The 17232-nt window shown below is 72.4% G+C and carries 18 protein-coding genes; 10 read left to right on the top strand and 8 right to left on the bottom strand.

The window, feature by feature from the left end:
* Positions 1-73: 73 nt before the first annotated feature.
* A complete protein-coding gene (locus ACGF13_RS14855) occupies positions 74-430 on the top strand; it encodes a hypothetical protein (RefSeq protein ID WP_392873890.1) in 357 nt (118 codons plus the stop codon).
* Positions 431-543: 113 nt separating this feature from the next.
* Here the strand turns inward: ACGF13_RS14855 and ACGF13_RS14850 are convergent, their stop codons facing one another.
* From ACGF13_RS14850 to ACGF13_RS14840, 3 genes are all read right to left on the bottom strand, one after another.
* On the bottom strand, positions 544-1485 hold the full coding sequence (locus ACGF13_RS14850) for a hypothetical protein (protein ID WP_392873888.1): 942 nt from the start codon (positions 1483-1485) through the stop codon (positions 544-546).
* A 290-nt stretch (positions 1486-1775) separates the two neighbouring features.
* Complete coding sequence (locus ACGF13_RS14845) at positions 1776-2996, bottom strand: acetyl-CoA C-acetyltransferase (protein ID WP_392873885.1); 1221 nt, start codon at positions 2994-2996, stop codon at positions 1776-1778.
* A 63-nt stretch (positions 2997-3059) separates the two neighbouring features.
* Positions 3060-4130, bottom strand: a complete 1071-nt coding sequence (locus ACGF13_RS14840) for an SGNH/GDSL hydrolase family protein (RefSeq protein ID WP_392873882.1) — start codon at positions 4128-4130, stop codon at positions 3060-3062.
* Between the two features lie 216 nt (positions 4131-4346).
* Here ACGF13_RS14840 and ACGF13_RS14835 point away from each other — a divergent pair, with 216 nt between their 5' ends.
* From ACGF13_RS14835 to ACGF13_RS14825, 3 genes are all read left to right on the top strand, one after another.
* The gene (locus ACGF13_RS14835) at positions 4347-5747 is read left to right on the top strand and encodes a cystathionine beta-synthase (RefSeq protein WP_392873879.1); all 1401 of its coding nucleotides are present in this window, start codon (positions 4347-4349) and stop codon (positions 5745-5747) included.
* 558 nt (positions 5748-6305) lie between these two features.
* Positions 6306-6644 (top strand): hypothetical protein, encoded by a 339-nt coding sequence (locus ACGF13_RS14830; protein ID WP_392873876.1) that lies wholly within the window; start codon positions 6306-6308, stop codon positions 6642-6644.
* Between the two features lie 200 nt (positions 6645-6844).
* The gene (locus ACGF13_RS14825) at positions 6845-8116 is read left to right on the top strand and encodes an Ig-like domain-containing protein (RefSeq protein ID WP_392873873.1); all 1272 of its coding nucleotides are present in this window, start codon (positions 6845-6847) and stop codon (positions 8114-8116) included.
* Between the two features lie 99 nt (positions 8117-8215).
* Here the strand turns inward: ACGF13_RS14825 and ACGF13_RS14820 are convergent, their stop codons facing one another.
* Both ACGF13_RS14820 and msrA read right to left on the bottom strand, forming a co-directional pair.
* Entirely contained in the window at positions 8216-8353 is a 138-nt protein-coding gene (locus ACGF13_RS14820) for a hypothetical protein (RefSeq protein WP_392873870.1), read from the bottom strand.
* Position 8354: 1 nt separating this feature from the next.
* A complete protein-coding gene (msrA, locus tag ACGF13_RS14815) occupies positions 8355-9020 on the bottom strand; it encodes a peptide-methionine (S)-S-oxide reductase MsrA (RefSeq protein ID WP_392874271.1) in 666 nt (221 codons plus the stop codon).
* A gap of 238 nt (positions 9021-9258) precedes the next feature.
* On the opposite strand from msrA, the gene ACGF13_RS14810 reads away from it, so the two are divergent.
* On the top strand, positions 9259-10413 hold the full coding sequence (locus ACGF13_RS14810; protein WP_316526555.1) for a cystathionine gamma-synthase: 1155 nt from the start codon (positions 9259-9261) through the stop codon (positions 10411-10413).
* Positions 10414-10435: 22 nt separating this feature from the next.
* Here the strand turns inward: ACGF13_RS14810 and ACGF13_RS14805 are convergent, their stop codons facing one another.
* A complete protein-coding gene (locus ACGF13_RS14805) occupies positions 10436-10918 on the bottom strand; it encodes a MarR family winged helix-turn-helix transcriptional regulator (protein ID WP_392873867.1) in 483 nt (160 codons plus the stop codon).
* A gap of 122 nt (positions 10919-11040) precedes the next feature.
* Between ACGF13_RS14805 and ilvA the strand changes: the two genes are divergently transcribed.
* The 3 genes from ilvA to ACGF13_RS14790 all read left to right on the top strand — a co-directional run bounded on the left by ilvA (position 11041) and on the right by ACGF13_RS14790 (position 14416).
* Complete coding sequence (gene ilvA / locus ACGF13_RS14800; RefSeq protein WP_392873864.1) at positions 11041-12252, top strand: threonine ammonia-lyase; 1212 nt, start codon at positions 11041-11043, stop codon at positions 12250-12252.
* A 225-nt stretch (positions 12253-12477) separates the two neighbouring features.
* On the top strand, positions 12478-13557 hold the full coding sequence (locus ACGF13_RS14795) for an ATP-binding cassette domain-containing protein (RefSeq protein WP_392873862.1): 1080 nt from the start codon (positions 12478-12480) through the stop codon (positions 13555-13557).
* 1 nt (position 13558) lies between these two features.
* On the top strand, positions 13559-14416 hold the full coding sequence (locus ACGF13_RS14790; protein ID WP_392873859.1) for an ABC transporter permease: 858 nt from the start codon (positions 13559-13561) through the stop codon (positions 14414-14416).
* A gap of 112 nt (positions 14417-14528) precedes the next feature.
* On the opposite strand, the gene greA is transcribed toward ACGF13_RS14790, so the two are convergent.
* Together greA and ACGF13_RS14780 are read right to left on the bottom strand one after the other, a co-directional pair.
* Positions 14529-15029, bottom strand: coding sequence for a transcription elongation factor GreA (gene greA, locus ACGF13_RS14785; RefSeq protein WP_392873856.1), 501 nt, complete (start codon positions 15027-15029; stop codon positions 14529-14531).
* A 344-nt stretch (positions 15030-15373) separates the two neighbouring features.
* Positions 15374-15787 (bottom strand): DUF4307 domain-containing protein, encoded by a 414-nt coding sequence (locus ACGF13_RS14780; RefSeq protein WP_392873853.1) that lies wholly within the window; start codon positions 15785-15787, stop codon positions 15374-15376.
* Between the two features lie 243 nt (positions 15788-16030).
* On the opposite strand from ACGF13_RS14780, the gene mca reads away from it, so the two are divergent.
* Both mca and ACGF13_RS14770 read left to right on the top strand, forming a co-directional pair.
* Positions 16031-16936, top strand: a complete 906-nt coding sequence (mca, locus tag ACGF13_RS14775; RefSeq protein WP_392873850.1) for a mycothiol conjugate amidase Mca — start codon at positions 16031-16033, stop codon at positions 16934-16936.
* A 49-nt stretch (positions 16937-16985) separates the two neighbouring features.
* Positions 16986-17177: a hypothetical protein gene (locus ACGF13_RS14770; protein ID WP_392873847.1), complete on the top strand. Its 192-nt coding sequence runs from the start codon at positions 16986-16988 to the stop codon at positions 17175-17177.
* Positions 17178-17232: the final 55 nt, after the last annotated feature.

The following is a 17232-nucleotide window of genomic DNA, read 5'->3' as shown; positions in this document are numbered from 1 at the left end:
GTGAACCACTGCCGCCGGGCCCTGGAGCGACTCGCTCCGGGGCCCGGCGGCTTTCTGGCCTAGGCTCCTGTCCATGCATGACGTAGAGCCCCTGGACGTGGATCCCCTGGTCGAAGCCGTCGACAAACTGGCGGATCGTTTCCGCTCGCTGCCGCAGAGCAAGCTGCTGGGCGCCGTGCCCGGGCACGCCTCGCGGGCGGCGGCCGCGCTGGAACTGGCGCGGCGGCTGGCCGGGCTGGCCGCGGCGGCGGAGGGCGGCCCGCGGCGGGACTTCCCGGACGCCGGGGCCTTCGCGGTGGGGGACCAGCTGGCCGTCGCCGGGCACGACCTGGCGACCGCGCTGGCGGCGCTGCCGGACGGGCCGGCGGCGGCCGAGGTGCTGGCCGCGGCCGTGGACGCGGTGCGGGAGACGGCGGCGCTCTGCGGCTGAGGCCCCGGGAGCGCGTACAGGCCGAAGGCCGGCCGGGTCGGTAACCCCGTGACCCGGCCGGCCTTCGGCCTGCCTGCTGCGCGCTGCTGGGCTGGTGTGCTGGTGAGCCGCTGTCAGATGCTGGCGACCACCCGGTCGGCGAGCACGTAGACGGCCTCCTCGTCGGTGGAGAAGGTCAGCGAGTACGAGCCGGAGAAGCGCGAGCCGCCGAGCAGCCGGACGTGCTCGCCGGCGCGGACCGCGTCGATCAGCCGGTAGGCGGCCTCCCGGTCGCCCGGGGCCACGCAGAGGGTGGTGCCGTCGGCGAAGGCGTAGACGTCCAGGGTGCCCAGCGGGCCCGGGCGGACGTCGATCAGGGCGACGGCCTCCTCGGCGAGGGTGGCCAGCCGGCCGTCGGTCCACTCCCGGGACGGCGCCTGGCTGGGCACGAAGTCGGGGTGCGAGGGGTGGCGGCGCGGGTCGGGCATGGCGACCGGGGCCTCCTCGACGGCCGGGTCGGCGTCCAGCAGCCCGGCCTCCAGGCCGGTGGCCAGCAGGTCGGCCTCGCGGCGGGCCCGGGCGTCCTTGGTCTCGCCGACCGGATGGCCGGGGCGCAGCGGCATGCCGCCCTCGGTGGCGGGCTCGGCGGGGGCGGTGCCGCCGCCCTCGTTGATCAGGTCCTCCAGCGCGGAGCGCAGCGCCTCGCCGAACTCCGGGTCCATCGTCCCGGCGTTGTCGACGGCGTCCTGCGGGCCGGTGGGGCGGGGGAAGAAGAGCGGCCACTCGTCGGTGCCGGAGAACGCGCCGGAGAACGGCGAGTCGAACAGCGGCGCGTCCTCGGCCGCGCGGGCCTCCTGCTCGGCCCAGAACGCCCGGGCCTCGGTGATCTCCCGCTCACGGTCGGCGGCGAGCGCCTCGGTGACGGCCCGGCGTATCGCGGCCTCGTCCACCGGGGCGGCCGCGGTCGGGGCCGCGGCCTGCGCGTCCAGTCGGCGGGAGAGTCCGCGGAGGTGGAGCAGCACGGCGGTCGACACGGTGATCAGGATCAGTAGCAGGATGGTGTAGACGGCGCTCACGGAACGTACTCCTAGCGAGGAGCGGAACGGGGTTACGTGTCCACACTGCCGCATGCGGGGCTGTTACCGCAGTGGCGAATGTCCAATTCGTCCAGGACTTTCGCTCTTGTCCCCAAATTGTTAGGTAACACCGTTCTACGCAGTGGAGTTGATCCGCTCCGCAGTGTCGATTTCCGGGCGGAAAGCGAAAGAAATGAGGGCCGGATCGACCTCGCGGTGTGATTCGGCCCTCAATTACGCTGCGTCACTCCAAATGGGTGGTCCAGACCCTTCGGAGGGTGTCCGGAGGGTCAGCTCAGGCGCTCGATGACCATCGCCATGCCCTGGCCGCCGCCGACGCACATGGTCTCCAGGCCGAACTGCTTGTCGTGCCACTGCAGCGAGTTGATCAGGGTGGTGGTGATCCGGGCGCCGGTCATGCCGAAGGGGTGGCCGACCGCGATCGCGCCGCCGTTGACGTTCAGCTTGTCCAGGTCGACGCCGAGGTCGCGGTAGGAGGGGATCACCTGGGCCGCGAAGGCCTCGTTGATCTCGACCAGGTCGATGTCGTCGATGGTCAGGCCGGCCCGCTTGAGCGCCTGCTTGGAGGCCTCGACCGGACCGTAGCCCATGATCTCGGGGGAGAGCGCGCTGACGCCGGTGGAGACCACCCGGGCGAGCGGGGTGATGCCGAGCTCGCGGGCCTTGGTGTCGGACATGATGACCAGCGCGGCCGCGCCGTCGTTCAGCGGGCAGCAGTTACCGGCGGTCACGGTGCCGTCGGGGCGGAACACCGGCTTCAGGCCGGCCACGCCCTCCAGGGTGACACCGGCGCGCGGGCCGTCGTCCGTGCTGACCACGGTGCCGTCCGGGAGCGTCACCGGGGTGATCTCGCGCTCCCAGAAGCCGGCCTTGATGGCGGCCTCGGCGAGGTTCTGCGAGCGGACGCCGAACTCGTCCTGCTCGGCGCGGGTGATGCCCTTGAGCGCGGCCAGGTTCTCGGCGGTCTGGCCCATCGCGATGTAGGCGTCCGGCAGCAGCCCGTCCTCACGCGGGTCGTGCCACTCGCCGCCACCCTCTTCCGCCCGCTTCTTGGTGCGCGCCTGGGCCTCGTCGAAGATCGGGTTCATGGTGCCGGGCAGGCCGTCCGAGGTGCCGTTCACGCTGCGCGAGACGGTCTCCACGCCGGCCGAGACGAAGACGTCGCCCTCGCCGGCCTTGATCGCGTGCAGCGCCATCCGCGTGGTCTGGAGCGAGGAGGAGCAGTAGCGGGTGATGGTGGCGCCGGGCAGGTAGTCCATGCCCATCTGGACGGCCACGATGCGGGCCAGGTTGTGGCCCTGCTCGCCGCCGGGCAGGCCGCAGCCCAGCATCAGGTCGTCGATCTCGCGCGGGTCGAGCTGGGGCACCTTGGCCAGGGCGGCCTGGATGATGTGGGCGGTCAGGTCGTCCGGGCGGACGTCCTTGAGCGAGCCCTTGAAGGCCCGGCCGATCGGCGAACGGGCGGCGCTGACGATGACGGCTTCGGGCATGACGGGCTCCTCGCTGGGTGACGGCGGACCTGACGTCCGGGAGGAAAGTTACCGCCTGGTAGATCAGGCGTCACCCGTACCAGCGTGTGAGCTGGCCGACGTGTTCCCGGGGGTCGTACCGGCCTCCTTCCCGCCCTCCGGGCCGGGCGGGCCGATCCGCAGCCGGTGCCTCAACTGGGCCCAGCGGCGGCCCGCGCCCTCCGTCGGTACGGCCGCCACCTCGGTGCCCTCCCGGTCGGCCGCCGCGGCCGCCGCGACCGCGACCGGCAGCACCGAGGTGCCCGGGACGGCCGCGGCCGGGCGCTCCTCCTCGGGCCAGAGTCCGAGCGTGGCGCAGACCGAGGGCAGCACCGCCATCGCGGCGGTCGCGTAGCCCTGGGCCGAGGGGTGGTAGCGGTCGGCGGCGAACATCTCCGGGCGCGCGGCGAACTCCGGGCCCAGCAGCGAGCCCAGCGAGACCGTCCGGCCGCCCGCCTCCACCACCGCGATGGTCTGCGCGGCGGCCAGCTGCCGGCTCAGCCGGCGGGCCACCCAGCGCAGCGGCGGCCGTACCGGCTTGATCGTCCCGAGGTCGGGGCAGGTGCCCACGACCACCTCGCAGCCGTTGGCGCGCAGGGCGGCGACGGCCTCGCCGAGCTGGCGGACGGCCAGTTGGGCCGGGCTGTGCCGGGTCACGTCGTTGGCGCCGACCATGATCACGGCGACGTCCGGGTGGTGCGGCAGCGCCTGCTCCAGCTGGCCGGAGAGGTCGGCGGAGCGGCCGCCGGAGCGGGCCACGTTGACCAGCCGCACCGGGCGCTCCGCCACCGAGGCGAGGCCGGCGGCGAGCAGGGCGCCCGGGGTCTCGCCGGAGCGGGCCACGCCCAGGCCGGCGCCGGTGGAGTCGCCGAGGACGGCCAGCACGAGCGGGGCCTGCGGGCCGACGGCGCGGTCGGCGAAGGCGTCCCCGTAGACGCCGTCGGCCTTGGGCGGTTGGGTCTCCAGGACGCCGATGGCCTGGATGGCGAGCTTGCTCTCGGTCAGCAGCAGGCCGACCAGGCCCACCCCGAGCAGTCCGAGACCGCCGCCGCCGTAGGCCGCCGCGGTGGCGATCCGACGGGCCACCCGGGCCCGCGAGTCCCGTGCCCCTGGCATCCGGTGCCCCCTTCACGTGCTCCTGCCGCCCCCCGCGGAGGCACGGCGTTGCCTGCACAGCGCTCTTACCCGCGCGGGGGGCGGGACTACCCGGGGCGCCGACGGGGGTGGGCCATTGGGGGAGGTGTGAAAGAGGGGAGCCGAGGGACGGGTGTCACGCCCTAGGCTTTGCAGTACCGAAAAGCAGTCGCACGCCCACAGACCGGGAGGACCCCCGTGCGGTACCACAACTCGATCATCGACCTGGTCGGCAACACGCCGCTGGTCAAGCTGAACAAGGTCACCGAGGGCATCAGCGCGACAGTGCTGGCGAAGGTCGAGTACTTCAACCCCGGCGGCTCGGTCAAGGACCGCATCGCGATGCGCATGATCGAGGCCGCCGAGGCCTCGGGCGCCCTCAAGCCCGGCGGCACCATCGTCGAGCCGACCTCCGGCAACACCGGCGTCGGCCTGGCGATCGTGGCCCAGCAGAAGGGCTACAAGTGCATCTTCGTCTGTCCGGACAAGGTCTCGACCGACAAGATCAACACCCTGCGCGCGTACGGCGCCGAGGTGGTCGTCTGCCCGACCGCCGTCGCCCCGGAGCACCCGGACTCCTACTACAACGTCTCCGACCGCCTGGTCCGGGAGACCCCGAACGCCTGGAAGCCGGACCAGTACTCCAACCCGGACAACCCGGCCTCGCACTACCACTCCACCGGCCCGGAGCTGTGGGAGCAGACCGACGGGAAGATCACCCACTTCGTGGCGGGCGTCGGCACCGGCGGCACCATCTCCGGCACCGGCAACTACCTGAAGGAGGCCTCCGGCGGCAAGGTCAAGGTGATCGGCGCCGACCCGGAGGGCTCGGTCTACTCGGGCGGCACCGGCCGGCCGTACCTGGTCGAGGGCGTCGGTGAGGACTTCTGGCCGACCGCCTACGACCGCAACGTCGCGGACGAGATCGTCGCCGTCTCCGACAAGGACTCGTTCCAGATGACCCGCCGCCTGGCCAAGGAGGAGGGCCTGCTGGTCGGCGGCTCCTGCGGGATGGCCGTGGTGGCCGCGCTGGAGGTGGCCAAGGAGCTCGGGCCGGACGACGTCGTGGTGGTGCTGCTGCCGGACGGCGGCCGCGGCTACCTGTCGAAGATCTTCAACGACGACTGGATGGCCGACTACGGCTTCCTGCCCTCGTCCACCGACGAGGCGCACATCGGCGAGGTGCTGGCCCGCAAGGAGTCCATGGAGCAGGGCGGCGTCCCGCAGTTCGTCCACATGCACCCGAACGAGACGGTCTCCGAGGCGGTCCGGGTGCTGCGCGAGTACGGCGTCTCGCAGATGCCGGTGGTCTCCCCGGGCGCCGGGCACCCGGACATCATGGCCGGCGAGGTGATCGGCTCGGTGGTGGAGAAGCTGCTGCTGGAGGGCATCTTCGCCAAGGAGATCGAGCTCACCGACACGCTGGACAAGGTGATGTCCAAGCCGCTGCCGGTGGTCGGCTCGGGCGAGACCGTCACCAACCTGATGACCGTGCTGGAGAAGGCCGACGCGGCCGTCGTGCTGGTCGAGGGCAAGCCGCAGGGCATCGTCACCCGCCAGGACCTGCTGGGCTTCCTGACCGGTCGCGGCCAGCACTGACCCGGCGTCACCGCCGTCCGCCGTCCGCTGCCCCGTCGCTCGCCGACCGCTGCCCCGCCGCCGCCCGTCGCCGATGCTCCGTCACCGCCGTCCCGCCGTGGACGGATGCGGAGGATTCGTCCACGGGGGAAGTGGTACACCGGCGTCACCTGCCCGCAGCACGTGGTTAACAAGGCTCGGGCATCGTGGTGGTCAACGGCAGGACGCCGAGTGAGGCGACGGCAACCGTCCGGGAGCGGCTCCCCGGCGGCGGCGGTCGGCTCCGGACACACCGGGTGACCCTGACCCGGTCGCTGTGTCCTCCGCCGTGGGAGGCGCCGTCGTCCCGCCCCTGCCCGGCCCCGGCCGGCTGACAGGGTGCGGCGGCTCCCGCGGCAGCACCGCGCCGCACGGCGCGTGTCCCCGTGGCTCCCGGGTGGGGGAGCCCCGGCGGGGAACGGTGGGGCCGGTCCTTCTCCGAGGGACCGGCCCCTTCCGTTCGCGCCGGGCGCGCGGGGTGTGCTCCGGGCGGCCGCCCGCGCACCACGCCGGGCGCGGTCGTCCCGTACGCTCGCACGCATGACCAGCACTGAAACGACCGACCAGGACACCCCGCGCTACGTCCGGGTCAAGATCGAGCTCATCGCGGAGATCACCGACGAGGGCGCGCTCAAGGCGGCCGCCCTGGAGGCGGTCACCGCGGACGAGTACCTCGACGACGAGGAGCGCGCCCAGTCCGTCGAGGCCATCGAGGTGGACCCGTCGGGTTCGCTCGCCCACTTCATCGACCCGGTCGCGCTGCTCGGCGACGTGCCCGGCGTGGAGCTCGCCTCGGCGACCTGGGAGTCGGCGCAGACCGAGTTCGACCCGGACAGCGAGGAGTGGGACGAGTACCAGGTGGACGAGTCCGCCGAGTAGGACGAAGCCGTCGGGTGACGGCGCCCGCCGTCACCGCACGTGAACGCCCGGTCCGCCTCGCGGGCCGGGCGTTTCGTCCCTGTTCATCGGGAAGTTGGGTCATCTCATACGATCGCTTACCCTTCGATGTTGGAACCGTGAACGGGTGGATTGCGTTTCTGTATCCGTAATGCCCGGGATGATCAGCAGGGAGACGCGACGTGACGGCACGGGAAGGTCAGGGGCGGGCGGCCGGAAGCGGCTGGAGTCGGCGCGGGGTCCTCGCGGGACTGATCGGCGCGCCCGTACTGCTGCTGGCGGCCTGTAACGACAACAGCGCCAGCGGTAGCGGCGGTGGCAGCGGCTCCGGCGGCTCGGGCGGCACCCCGAGCGGCGCGAGCAGCAGCGCCCCCAAGACCTCGGCCGCGGTCATCACCGTCAGCCCGGCCGACGGTGCCGCCTCCGCGAGCTTCAGCGAGCCGGTCAAGGTCACCGTCGCCAACGGCACCCTGAGCAGCGTCAAGGTCACCGACACCACCGGCAAGGAGCTGGCGGGCCAGCTCTCCGCCGACGGCACCGGCTGGACCTCGGCCGCCGCCCCCGCGAGCGGTACCAAGTACACCGTCGCCGCCACCGCCTTCGACAAGGACAAGCTGGAGGCGGACTCCAACGCCGTCTTCACCACGGCGACCCCGGCCAACACCTTCGTCGGCTACTTCACCCCCGAGGACGGCTCGACGGTCGGCGTCGGCATGCCGGTCTCGATCAACTTCAGCAAGCCGATCACCGACCGCAAGAGCGTCCAGCAGGCGATCACGGTCATAGCCGAGCCGGGCGTCGAGATCGTCGGTCACTGGTTCTCCAGCACCCGGCTCGACTTCCGGCCCCAGGAGTACTGGGCCAAGGGCACCAAGGTCACCCTCAAGCTCAGGCTCAAGGACGTCGAGGGCGCCAAGGGCGTCTACGGCACCCAGTCCAAGGACGTCGGCTTCACCATCGGCCGCGCCCAGACCAGCGTCGCCGACCTCGCCACCAAGAAGCTCACCGTCACCACCGACGGTCAGGTCAGCGCGGTCTACAAGATCTCCGGCGGCTCGCCCGAGCACACCACCTGGGGCGGCAAGATGGTGATCTCCGAGCAGTACACCCAGACCCGGATGAACTCGCAGACCGTCAACCTGGGCAGCGAGTACGACATCGCGGACGTGCCGCACGCCCAGCGCCTCAGCACCTCGGGCACCTTCATCCACGGCAACTACTGGTCCTCGCCGTCGATCTTCGGCGGCCAGAACACCAGCCACGGCTGCATCGGCCTCCAGGACACCAAGGGCGCCCAGGACACCGGCGCCGACGGCTTCAAGTTCTACAGGTCCTCGATGGTCGGCGACGTGGTCGAGGTCGTGAACTCCGGCGACAAGGCGGTCGCCCCGGACAACGGCCTGAACGGCTGGAACATGAGCTGGTCCGCCTGGAAGGCCGGCAGCGCCGTCTGACCCCGCCGGACCCGGTACGAACGACTCCCCGGGTGGGACCGGATCTCACGGTCCACCCGGGGAGCGGGACGGGTGCGAAACGGCGGTGCCCGGTGGCGCTCAGCGCTTCGCGTAGTCCGCGAAGCCCTGCCAGTCGACGATCACACAGGCCTCCGGGCCCACCGTCCAGGCGTCGTGCCCGGGCGGGCAGAGCATGAAGTCACCGGGGCCCACCTCGCACTCCCGGCCGTCGTCCATGTCAGCCCTGGGTGCGGGCCACGCCGATCGGGCAGGAGGCGCCGGTGCCGCCCAGGCCGCAGTAGCCGTTGGGGTTCTTGGCCTCCGACAGGTACTGCTGGTGGTACGGCTCGGCCGGGAAGAACGGGCCGGCCGGGGCGATCTCGGTGGTGATCGGGCCGTAACCGAGCGCGGTCAGTGACGGCTGGAAGGCGTCCCGGGTGGCCGCGGCGGCCTCGGCCTGGGCGGGGGAGTGGGTGTAGACGGCGGAGCGGTACTGGGTGCCGACGTCGTTGCCCTGACGGTTGCCCTGGGTCGGGTCGTGGGCCTCCCAGAACGTCTTCAGCAGGCGCTCATAGGAGATCACGGCCGGGTCGTACACCACCCGGACCGCCTCGGTGTGCCCGGTCAGCCCGCTGCACACCTCCTCGTACGTCGGGTTGGGGGTGTGGCCGCCCTGATAGCCGACCAGCGTCGTCCAGACGCCGGGCAGCCGCCAGAAGGTGCGTTCGGCGCCCCAGAAACAGCCCAGCCCGAAGTCGGCCACCTCCAGGCCCTGCGGGTACGGGCCGGGCAGCGGGTGCCCGAGCACGGTGTGCGGCTCGGTGAGGGTGAAGGCCGGGGAGGGCCGGCCGGGCAGCGCCTGGTCGGCGGGGACGAGCGAGGTCTTGTGGCGGTTGAACAGCACGGCCTGCTCCAGCGGGTCGGGGAACCTGGCGCAGTGTGCAACGCGCACGGCCGCCCCCGGATTCCGGGAGCGGCCGTGCGGGCCGTTCGGGCGGTCGGGCCCGCTGCGCGGAGGCCGGGAGACCGGGGGCCCCGCGCGCCGCGGTTCCGGCCCGCGGCGCACCCGCTCCCACCTGCGGGTTCACCCCGCTTCACGGTTCGGGCGGGCGTGACGGCATTCGCCCACTAGGCTCGGACCCATGACCGAGCACCAGCTTCCTCAGGGCTTCGAGACTCTCGCCATCCACGCGGGTCAGGAAGCAGACCCCCAGACCGGGGCCGTCGTCACGCCGATCTACCAGGTGTCCACCTACAAGCAGGACGGGGTGGGCGGCCTGCGGGGCGGCTACGAGTACAGCCGCAGCGCCAACCCGACCCGCACCGCGCTGGAGGAGTGCCTCGCGGCACTGGAGGGCGGCGCCCGCGGCCTCGCCTTCGCCTCCGGCCTGGCCGCCGAGGACACCCTGCTGCGCACCATCCTCAAGCCGGGCGACCACATCGTGATCCCCAACGACGCCTACGGCGGCACCTTCCGGCTGTTCGCCAAGGTGCTGACCCGCTGGGGCGTCGAGTTCTCCGTGGCCAACACCCAGGACCTGGCCACCGTCCGCGAGGCGCTGCGCCCCAACACCCGCGCGGTGTGGGTGGAGACCCCGTCCAACCCGCTGCTGGGCATCACCGACCTGGCCGCGCTCGCCGAGATCGCGCACGGCGCCGGCGCGCTGCTGGTGGTCGACAACACCTTCGCCAGCCCGTACCTCCAGCAGCCGATCTCGCTCGGCGCGGACGCGGTCGTGCACTCCACCACCAAGTACATGGGCGGCCACTCCGACGTGGTCGGCGGTGCGCTGGTGCTGGCCGACGCGGCCCTCGGCGAGGAGGTCGCGTACCACCAGAACGCGATGGGCGCCGTCTCCGGCCCGTTCGACGCCTGGCTGGTGCTGCGCGGCATCAAGACGCTGGGTGTCCGGATGGACCGGCACAGCGCCAACGCCGAGAAGGTCGCCGAGCTGCTGGCGAGCCACCCGAAGGTCAGCCAGGTGCTCTACCCGGGCCTGCCCGAGCACCCCGGCCACGACATCGCGGCCAAGCAGATGAAGGCCTTCGGCGGCATGGTCTCGTTCCGGGTCGCCGGCGGCGAGGAGGCGGCCGTCGAGGTCTGCAACCGCGCGCAGCTGTTCACCCTCGGTGAGTCGCTCGGCGGCGTCGAGTCGCTGATCGAGCACCCGGGCCGGATGACCCACGCCTCGGCGGCGGGCTCGCCGCTGGAGGTGCCGTCCGACCTGGTGCGCGTCTCGGTCGGCATCGAGTCGATCGACGACCTGCTGGCCGACCTCAAGCAGGCGCTGGGCTGAGCCTGTACGGGGCCGCGGCCCCTCACTGCCCCTGCTGGTCCGCCGTGTACGACTCCATCGCGAGGTTGAAGCGGGCCAGCAGGGCGCAGAACACGCGCTGCTCCTCCGGCGGCCAGCCGTCCACCAGGCGGCGCGTCAACTCGGCCCGGCCGTCGCGGACTTCGGCGAGCCGGTCGAGGCCGCGCGAGGTCAGCGCGAGCCGTACGGCACGGCGGTCGGCCGGGTCCTGCACCCGGCCGACCAGCCCGGCCGCGACCAGCGGGGCGACCTGGCGGGTCACCGTGGAGGAGTCCACCCCCAGCGACTCGGCCAGCGCCTTGACGTTGGCCGGCCCGTGCCGCTGCAGCCGGTCGAGCAGCAGGTAGGCGGCCCGGTCCAGGGCCCCGACCCCGCCGCCGGAGGTCCGGACCTGTTCCATGCGGCGGGCGAACACCGCCAGCTGGTACTGGAGTTGGGTGTGCACGGGGTCGGTGCGGTCGGTGGCCTGGGGCGAGGTCGTCGTCATCGCGGCTCACGATCGTCGTGCGGTGAGGAAGGCTCAGGAGCAGCAGGGTACGCGGGCCGGGCGGGCCCGGGAACAGGCCCGGCATTCCGGATTGCCGTCGCCCGCGCCCGTAGTCTGGCGCCATGCACACCTGGCCGATCACCCTTGACGACGTCCGCGGCGCCCAGAAGATGCTCGCCGGGGTAGCCCGGGTGACCCCGATGGAGGGCAGCCGGCACCTCTCCGGGCTGATCGGCGCGCCGGTCCACCTGAAGTGCGAGAACCTCCAGCGCACCGGGTCCTTCAAGCTGCGCGGGGCTTACGTGCGGATCGCGGGACTCTCGCCGGTGCAGCGGGCCGGCGGGGTGGTGGCGGCGAGCGCCGGGAACCACGCCCAGGGCGTGGCGCTGGCGGCCTCGCTGCTCGGCGTGCGCTCCACGGTGTTCATGCCGGTCGCGGCGCCGCTGCCGAAGGTCGCGGCCACCCGGGACTACGGCGCCGAGGTGCGGCTGCACGGTGCCACCGTGGACGAGGCCCTGCGGGCGGCGCAGCGGTACGCGGACGCGACCGGCGCGGTGTTCATCCACCCCTTCGACCACTGGGACGTGGTCACCGGCCAGGCGACCGTCGGGCTGGAGATCCTGGAGCAGTGCCCGGAGGTGCGCACCATCCTGGTCGGGGTGGGCGGCGGCGGGCTGCTCGCCGGGATCGCGGCGGCGGTCAAGCCGCTGCGGCCGGACGTGCGGGTCATCGGGGTGCAGGCGGCCGGCGCGGCCGCGTACCCGCCCTCGCTGGCGGCGGGGCGGCCGGTGTCGCTGGAGCACTTCGCCACCATGGCGGACGGGATCATGGTCGGGCGCCCCGGCGACATCCCCTTCGAGGTGGTCAACACGCTGGCCGACGGCATCCGCACGGTCTCCGAGGACGCGCTGTCGCGGGCGCTGCTGCTCGGACTGGAGCGGTTGAAGCTGGTGGTCGAGCCGGCCGGGGCGGCCCCGATCGCGGCGCTGCTGGAGCGGCCGGACTCCTTCGAGGGCCCGGTGGTGGCGGTGCTGTCCGGCGGCAACATCGACCCGCAGCTGATGCAGCGGGTGCTGCGGCACGGGCTGGCGGCGGCCGGGCGCTACCTGTCGCTGCGGGTGCGGCTGGCGGACAAGCCGGGTGCGCTGGCGGACCTGCTGGCCGTGCTGACCAGGGTGGACGCCAACGTGCTGGACGTGGCGCACGTGCGGATCGACCCGCGGCTGGGGCTGACCGAGGTCGAGGTGGACCTGCACCTGGAGACCAAGGGGCCGGAGCACTGCGCGCTGGTGGTCGGGGAGCTGCGGGACGCGGGGTACGTGGTCTCGGACTGAGCTCCGTCCCCGGACTCCGCTCCGCACTTCGGCCGGGCTCCGTCCTGCACGCCGTTCTGCGCTCGGTCCTGGACTCCGTCCCTTGACGCGATATATCGCGTACTGGAAGACTCGCGATACATCGCGTTCGAGTCCCACGGGTCGAGAATCGGGTCGCCCGTGTGCCCGGAAACGGAGCAGAGTGGGACAGATCGCCCCATACGTCCGAGGAGATGAGGCAAGGCCATGGCGCCAGCCATCCAAGCCGAGAACCTGGTGAAGACCTTCGGCGACGTACGAGCCCTGGACGGGGTCAGCCTCGACGTCCCCGAGGGAACGGTGCTCGGGCTGCTCGGCCCCAACGGCGCCGGGAAGACCACCACCGTGCGGGTCCTCACCACCCTGCTCCGCCCCGACTCCGGCCGCGCGGTGGTCGCCGGGGTCGACGTGCTCAAGCACCCCAACCGGGTCCGCAGCCTGATCGGCCTGTCCGGCCAGTACGCGGCGGTCGACGAGTACCTGACCGGCTTCGAGAACCTCACCATGGTCGGCGAGCTCTACCAGATGAGCAACCGCGCCGCGAAGGCCCGCGCGCTGGAGCTGCTGGAGTGGTTCAACCTCACCGAGGCCAAGGACCGCACCGCCAAGACCTACTCCGGCGGCATGCGCCGGCGCCTGGACCTCGCCGCCGCGCTGGTCGTCCGGCCGCCGGTGATGTTCCTGGACGAGCCGACCACCGGTCTCGACCCGCGCAACCGGCTCGCGCTCTGGGAGGTCATCGAGACGCTGGTCGAGCAGGGCACCACGCTGCTGCTCACCACCCAGTACCTGGAGGAGGCCGACCGGCTCGCCCACGACATCGCGGTGGTCGACCAGGGCCGGGTGATCGCCCGCGGCACCGCAGACCAGCTCAAGGCGCAGATCGGCGGCGAGCGGATCGAGGTCGTGGTGCACCGGCCCGGCCTGGTCGGCGACGCCGTCGCCGCGCTGTCCGGCTACGCGCTGAGCGAGCCGACGGTGGAGCGGAACACCCGCAGGATCACCGTGCCGATCAGCGGCGGCGCCCGGGTGCTCGCCGACGCGATCCGCGAACTGGACTCCCGCGGGATCGAGATCGACGACATCGGGCTGCGCCGCCCGACCCTGGACGACGTCTTCCTCACCCTCACCGGCCACGTCGCCGAGGAGCGGTCCGAGGAGGAGGGCGGCGCCGACCGCAAGGCGCGCGGCCGGGGCCAGGACGGCCAGGACGGCCCGGGTGGCCCGGGTGGGCCGGGCGGGCCGGAGCCGGACAAGCAGGCCGTCGCGGCCGGGAAGGAGAGCTGAGATGAGCACCGCCACCGAGCACGCCATCGGCCCGGCGATGCCCAGGCAGCGCCGGGGGATCGCCGCCGCCCTGCACGACTCCTGGGTGGTCGCCAAGCGCAACCTGCGCCGGATGACCCGCATCCCGGAGATCGTGGTCTTCGGGTTGATGCAGCCGGTCATGTTCGTGCTGCTGTTCTCGTACGTGATGGGCGGGGCGATCAAGATCCCCGGCACCGACTCCAGCTCGGACACGTACATCCAGTTCCTGATGGCCGGCATCTTCGCCCAGACCGTCACCTTCGCCGTCGCCGGCGCCTCGGCGGGCATCGCGGAGGACATGAGCAAGGGGCTGGTGGACCGGTTCCGCTCGCTGCCGATGGCCCGGTCCGCGGTGCTGGTCGGCCGCACCCTGGCGGACCTGTGCCAGACCGCGTTCATCCTGGTGGTGCTGGCGATGGTCGCGCTGCTGGTCGGCTGGCGGATCCACGACGGCCTGCTCAACGCGCTCGCCGCCTTCGGCCTGCTGCTCCTGGTCGGCTACGCCTTCTCCTGGATCGGCGCGCTGATCGGCCTGTCGGTGCGCAGCCCCGAGGCGGCCACCTCGGCCGGGCTGATCTGGCTGTTCCCGCTGACCTTCGTGTCCAATGCCTTCGTGCCGGTCACCTCGATGCCGGGCTGGCTCCAGGGGATCGCGTACTGGAACCCGTTCAGCGCCACCGTGCAGGCCTGCCGGGTGCTGTTCGGCAACCAGGTCGGGCCGGTGGACAGCGCCTGGCCGATGCAGCACGCGGCGCTGGTGTCGGTGCTGTGGTCGGTCGTGATCACCGCGGTGTTCTCCTGGCTGGCGGTGCGCAAGTACCGCTCCTCCAGCGCCTGACCGGGAGGCGTTCGGAGCGGGCCGTTCCTCGGGGCGGCCCGCCCGGAACGCCGGAGGGCGGCCGCGGAAGTACTGGACTTCCGCGGCCGCCCTCGGGTCGTGTGCGGCCGGATCAGCCGGCGTGCGGCACGACCTTGACGATCTTCACCATGGCCGGCCTGCCGTTCGGCAGCTCGTAGGTGGCCTCGTCGCCGATCCGCTTGCCGTCGATGGCGCGGCCCAGCGGGGACTGCGGCGAGTAGACGTCCAGGTCGTCGGCGCCCGCGACCTCGCGGGAGGCCAGCAGGAACTCCATCAGGTCGTCCTCGTCGCCGTCGAAGGCGACCGTGACGACCATGCCCGGGGCCACCACGCCCGAGTCGGCCGGGGCCTCGCCGACCTTGGCACGCTCCAGCAGCTGGGTCAGCTGGCGGATGCGCAGCTCGTACTTGCCCTGCTCCTCCTTCGCCGCGTGGTAGCCGGCGTTCTCCTTGAGGTCGCCCTCCTCGCGCGCCGCCTCGATCTTCTGGGCGATCTCGATGCGCCAGGGCCCGGTCAGGTGTTCCAGCTCGGCCTTGAGCTGGTCGTAGCCGGCCTGAGTGAGCCAGGTCACGTTCTCACTGGTCTGGGTCACGGGTGCTCCTCGTAGGTGCTGGGGCTGTGCTGAGGGTGTGAGTCGTCAGCAGGGGTCGGTGGTGATATCGGTCTCAACTACAAAGCAACGCCCGCTCCCGTACCATCCGGTGCGGAAGGGGCGAAACCACGAGCCTAACAAGTCCTGCTGACAAGCGGGAGGGGCGTTCACGCGTCATTGACGGTGGCGTTGCGCCGCGGTGTACGGCAACGGAGTGCGGGACCCTCTACGGATGCCCGCTCTCCGGATCGGATATGCGTGCCGCCGGAGGCGGGTGCGCCGCCCGGGGCGCACTGTCCGGCCCGGGCGCGGCGCCCGGCGGGGGCGCGCTGCCCGGGGGAGCACTACTCGGTCGGGGTGCAGCCCAGCAGCTCGGCGGTGGTGCCGCGCGAGGTGGTGCGCAGGGTGACCACCGCGTCGTAGCTGGAACCGGCCGCCGGGACCGGGAAGTCGGCCACCCCGACCACCCCGTGGTCGTCGCCCTGCGAGCGCACGGTGCAGGTGCCGGCCTGCCCGTCGCCCTTGCGCACGGTGAGGTGCAGCTGGACCTCGGAGTCGGAGAGCACCTGGAAGGTCGGCACCGAGCCGTTGATCTTCGACTCGCGCAGCATGTAGGAACCGCCCAGCCAGGCGATCAGGCCCAGGCCGAGCACGCCGCAGACCGCGCCGATCACCTTCAGGCGGCGGTCCGAGTCGCGGTCGCCGCCGCGGCCGTATCGCCCCTCGGGCAGACCGGTGGCGGTGGTGTCTGCACTCATCGGACTCCGTCCTCTCCTGGGGGAGGGGCCGCGCGGGTGGTGCGGGGGAATGCGACGCTCCTCCAGTCCGTCACTATAGGAGGGGCACGCCCGCGGCCGGTCCGGCGGGGGCAGGGCTCGGCCGCGGCGGCGACGTTCCGCGGCCCGGCCCCGCGGCGACGCGGTCCCGAAGTGAGCGGTTCGTACGGTGGGCAGACCCGGACTTCGCGGAACGCCCGACGAGTGTGGAAGGAACGCAAGGCGTTGACTGAGCAGTTGCGACTGATGGCGGTGCACGCCCACCCGGACGACGAGTCCAGCAAGGGCGCGGCCACCATGGCCATGTACGTCGAGCAGGGCGTGGACGTGCTGGTGGCCACCTGCACGGGGGGCGAGCGCGGGTCGGTCCTCAACCCCAAGCTCCAGGGGGATCGGTACGTCGAGGAGAACATCCACGAGGTGCGCCGCAAGGAGATGGACGAGGCGCGGGCGATCCTCGGCGTCAAGCAGGCCTGGCTGGGCTTCGTGGACTCCGGCCTGCCCGAGGGGGACCCGCTGCCGCCGCTGCCCGAGGGCTGCTTCGCCCTCCAGGACGTCAAGGAGGCCGCGGAGCCGCTGGTCCGGCTGATCCGCGAGTTCAAGCCGCAGGTCATCACGACCTACGACGAGAACGGCGGCTACCCGCACCCGGACCACATCATGACCCACAAGATCACCATGCTGGCCTTCGACGCCGCGGGCGACCCGGACGCCTACCCGGAGGCCGGCGAGCCCTGGCAGCCGCTCAAGCTGTACTACAACCACGGCTTCCCGATGGGCCGCATCCGGGCCCTCCACACGTACCTCACCGAGCACGGCCACGAGTCGCCGTACGGCGAGTGGATCGAGGGCTGGGAGAAGAGCGGCCGCAAGGAGCGCGAGATCACCACCCGGGTCCGCTGCGACGACTGGTTCGAGACCCGCGACCGCGCGCTGATCGCCCACGCGACCCAGATCGACCCGGACGGCCCGTGGTTCCGCGTCCCGCTGGAGGTCCAGCGCGAGGTCTGGCCCACCGAGGACTACGAGCTCAGCCGTACCCTGGTCGACGTGGACCTGCCGGAGGACGACCTGTTCGCCGGCCTGCGCACGCCCACCCTGGCGGTCGAGGCCGCCGACACGCGCGACTGAACCACCCCCCGATGGCCCGGCTCCCCGTGAGCCGGGCCACCATAGAGATATGAGTGCCTCCGTGAACCTCGTCCAGCTCGCCGCTGACCTCGCCGTCGACGACGCCAAGGTCACCCCCGGCCTCCTCGGCTTCGTCGTCTTCGCCGCCCTCGGCGTCGCGACCTGGTTCCTGGCCAAGTCGATGAACAAGCAGTTCAAGAAGGTCGACTTCGTCGAGCAGCCGGAGGCTCCGAAGGAGTGAGCCGGCGGGCCGGTCCCACGGGGCCGGCCTCCGGTTCGTCGGACACGGCCCGGCC

Origin of the sequence: Kitasatospora sp. NPDC048286 (assembly GCF_043201735.1) — a bacterium.
Classification (GTDB): domain Bacteria; phylum Actinomycetota; class Actinomycetes; order Streptomycetales; family Streptomycetaceae; genus Kitasatospora.
The sequence above is the reverse complement of the archived record's forward strand: the minus strand, read 5'-3'. Positions and strand labels throughout refer to the sequence as shown.

What these genes read in the sequence shown, in the direction of transcription:
- ACGF13_RS14780 (WP_392873853.1), bottom strand. Translation starts at nt 15,787, where the DNA reads ATGAGTGCAGACACCACCGCCACCGGTCTGCCCGAGGGGCGATACGGC.
- ilvA (WP_392873864.1), top strand. Translation starts at nt 11,041, where the DNA reads ATGCACACCTGGCCGATCACCCTTGACGACGTCCGCGGCGCCCAGAAG.
- ACGF13_RS14795 (WP_392873862.1), top strand. Translation starts at nt 12,478, where the DNA reads ATGGCGCCAGCCATCCAAGCCGAGAACCTGGTGAAGACCTTCGGCGAC.
- ACGF13_RS14805 (WP_392873867.1), bottom strand. Translation starts at nt 10,918, where the DNA reads ATGACGACGACCTCGCCCCAGGCCACCGACCGCACCGACCCCGTGCAC.
- ACGF13_RS14790 (WP_392873859.1), top strand. Translation starts at nt 13,559, where the DNA reads ATGAGCACCGCCACCGAGCACGCCATCGGCCCGGCGATGCCCAGGCAG.
- ACGF13_RS14840 (WP_392873882.1), bottom strand. Translation starts at nt 4,130, where the DNA reads ATGCCAGGGGCACGGGACTCGCGGGCCCGGGTGGCCCGTCGGATCGCC.
- ACGF13_RS14810 (WP_316526555.1), top strand. Translation starts at nt 9,259, where the DNA reads ATGACCGAGCACCAGCTTCCTCAGGGCTTCGAGACTCTCGCCATCCAC.
- ACGF13_RS14770 (WP_392873847.1), top strand. Translation starts at nt 16,986, where the DNA reads ATGAGTGCCTCCGTGAACCTCGTCCAGCTCGCCGCTGACCTCGCCGTC.
- ACGF13_RS14830 (WP_392873876.1), top strand. Translation starts at nt 6,306, where the DNA reads ATGACCAGCACTGAAACGACCGACCAGGACACCCCGCGCTACGTCCGG.
- ACGF13_RS14845 (WP_392873885.1), bottom strand. Translation starts at nt 2,996, where the DNA reads ATGCCCGAAGCCGTCATCGTCAGCGCCGCCCGTTCGCCGATCGGCCGG.
- ACGF13_RS14855 (WP_392873890.1), top strand. Translation starts at nt 74, where the DNA reads ATGCATGACGTAGAGCCCCTGGACGTGGATCCCCTGGTCGAAGCCGTC.
- ACGF13_RS14820 (WP_392873870.1), bottom strand. Translation starts at nt 8,353, where the DNA reads ATGGACGACGGCCGGGAGTGCGAGGTGGGCCCCGGTGACTTCATGCTC.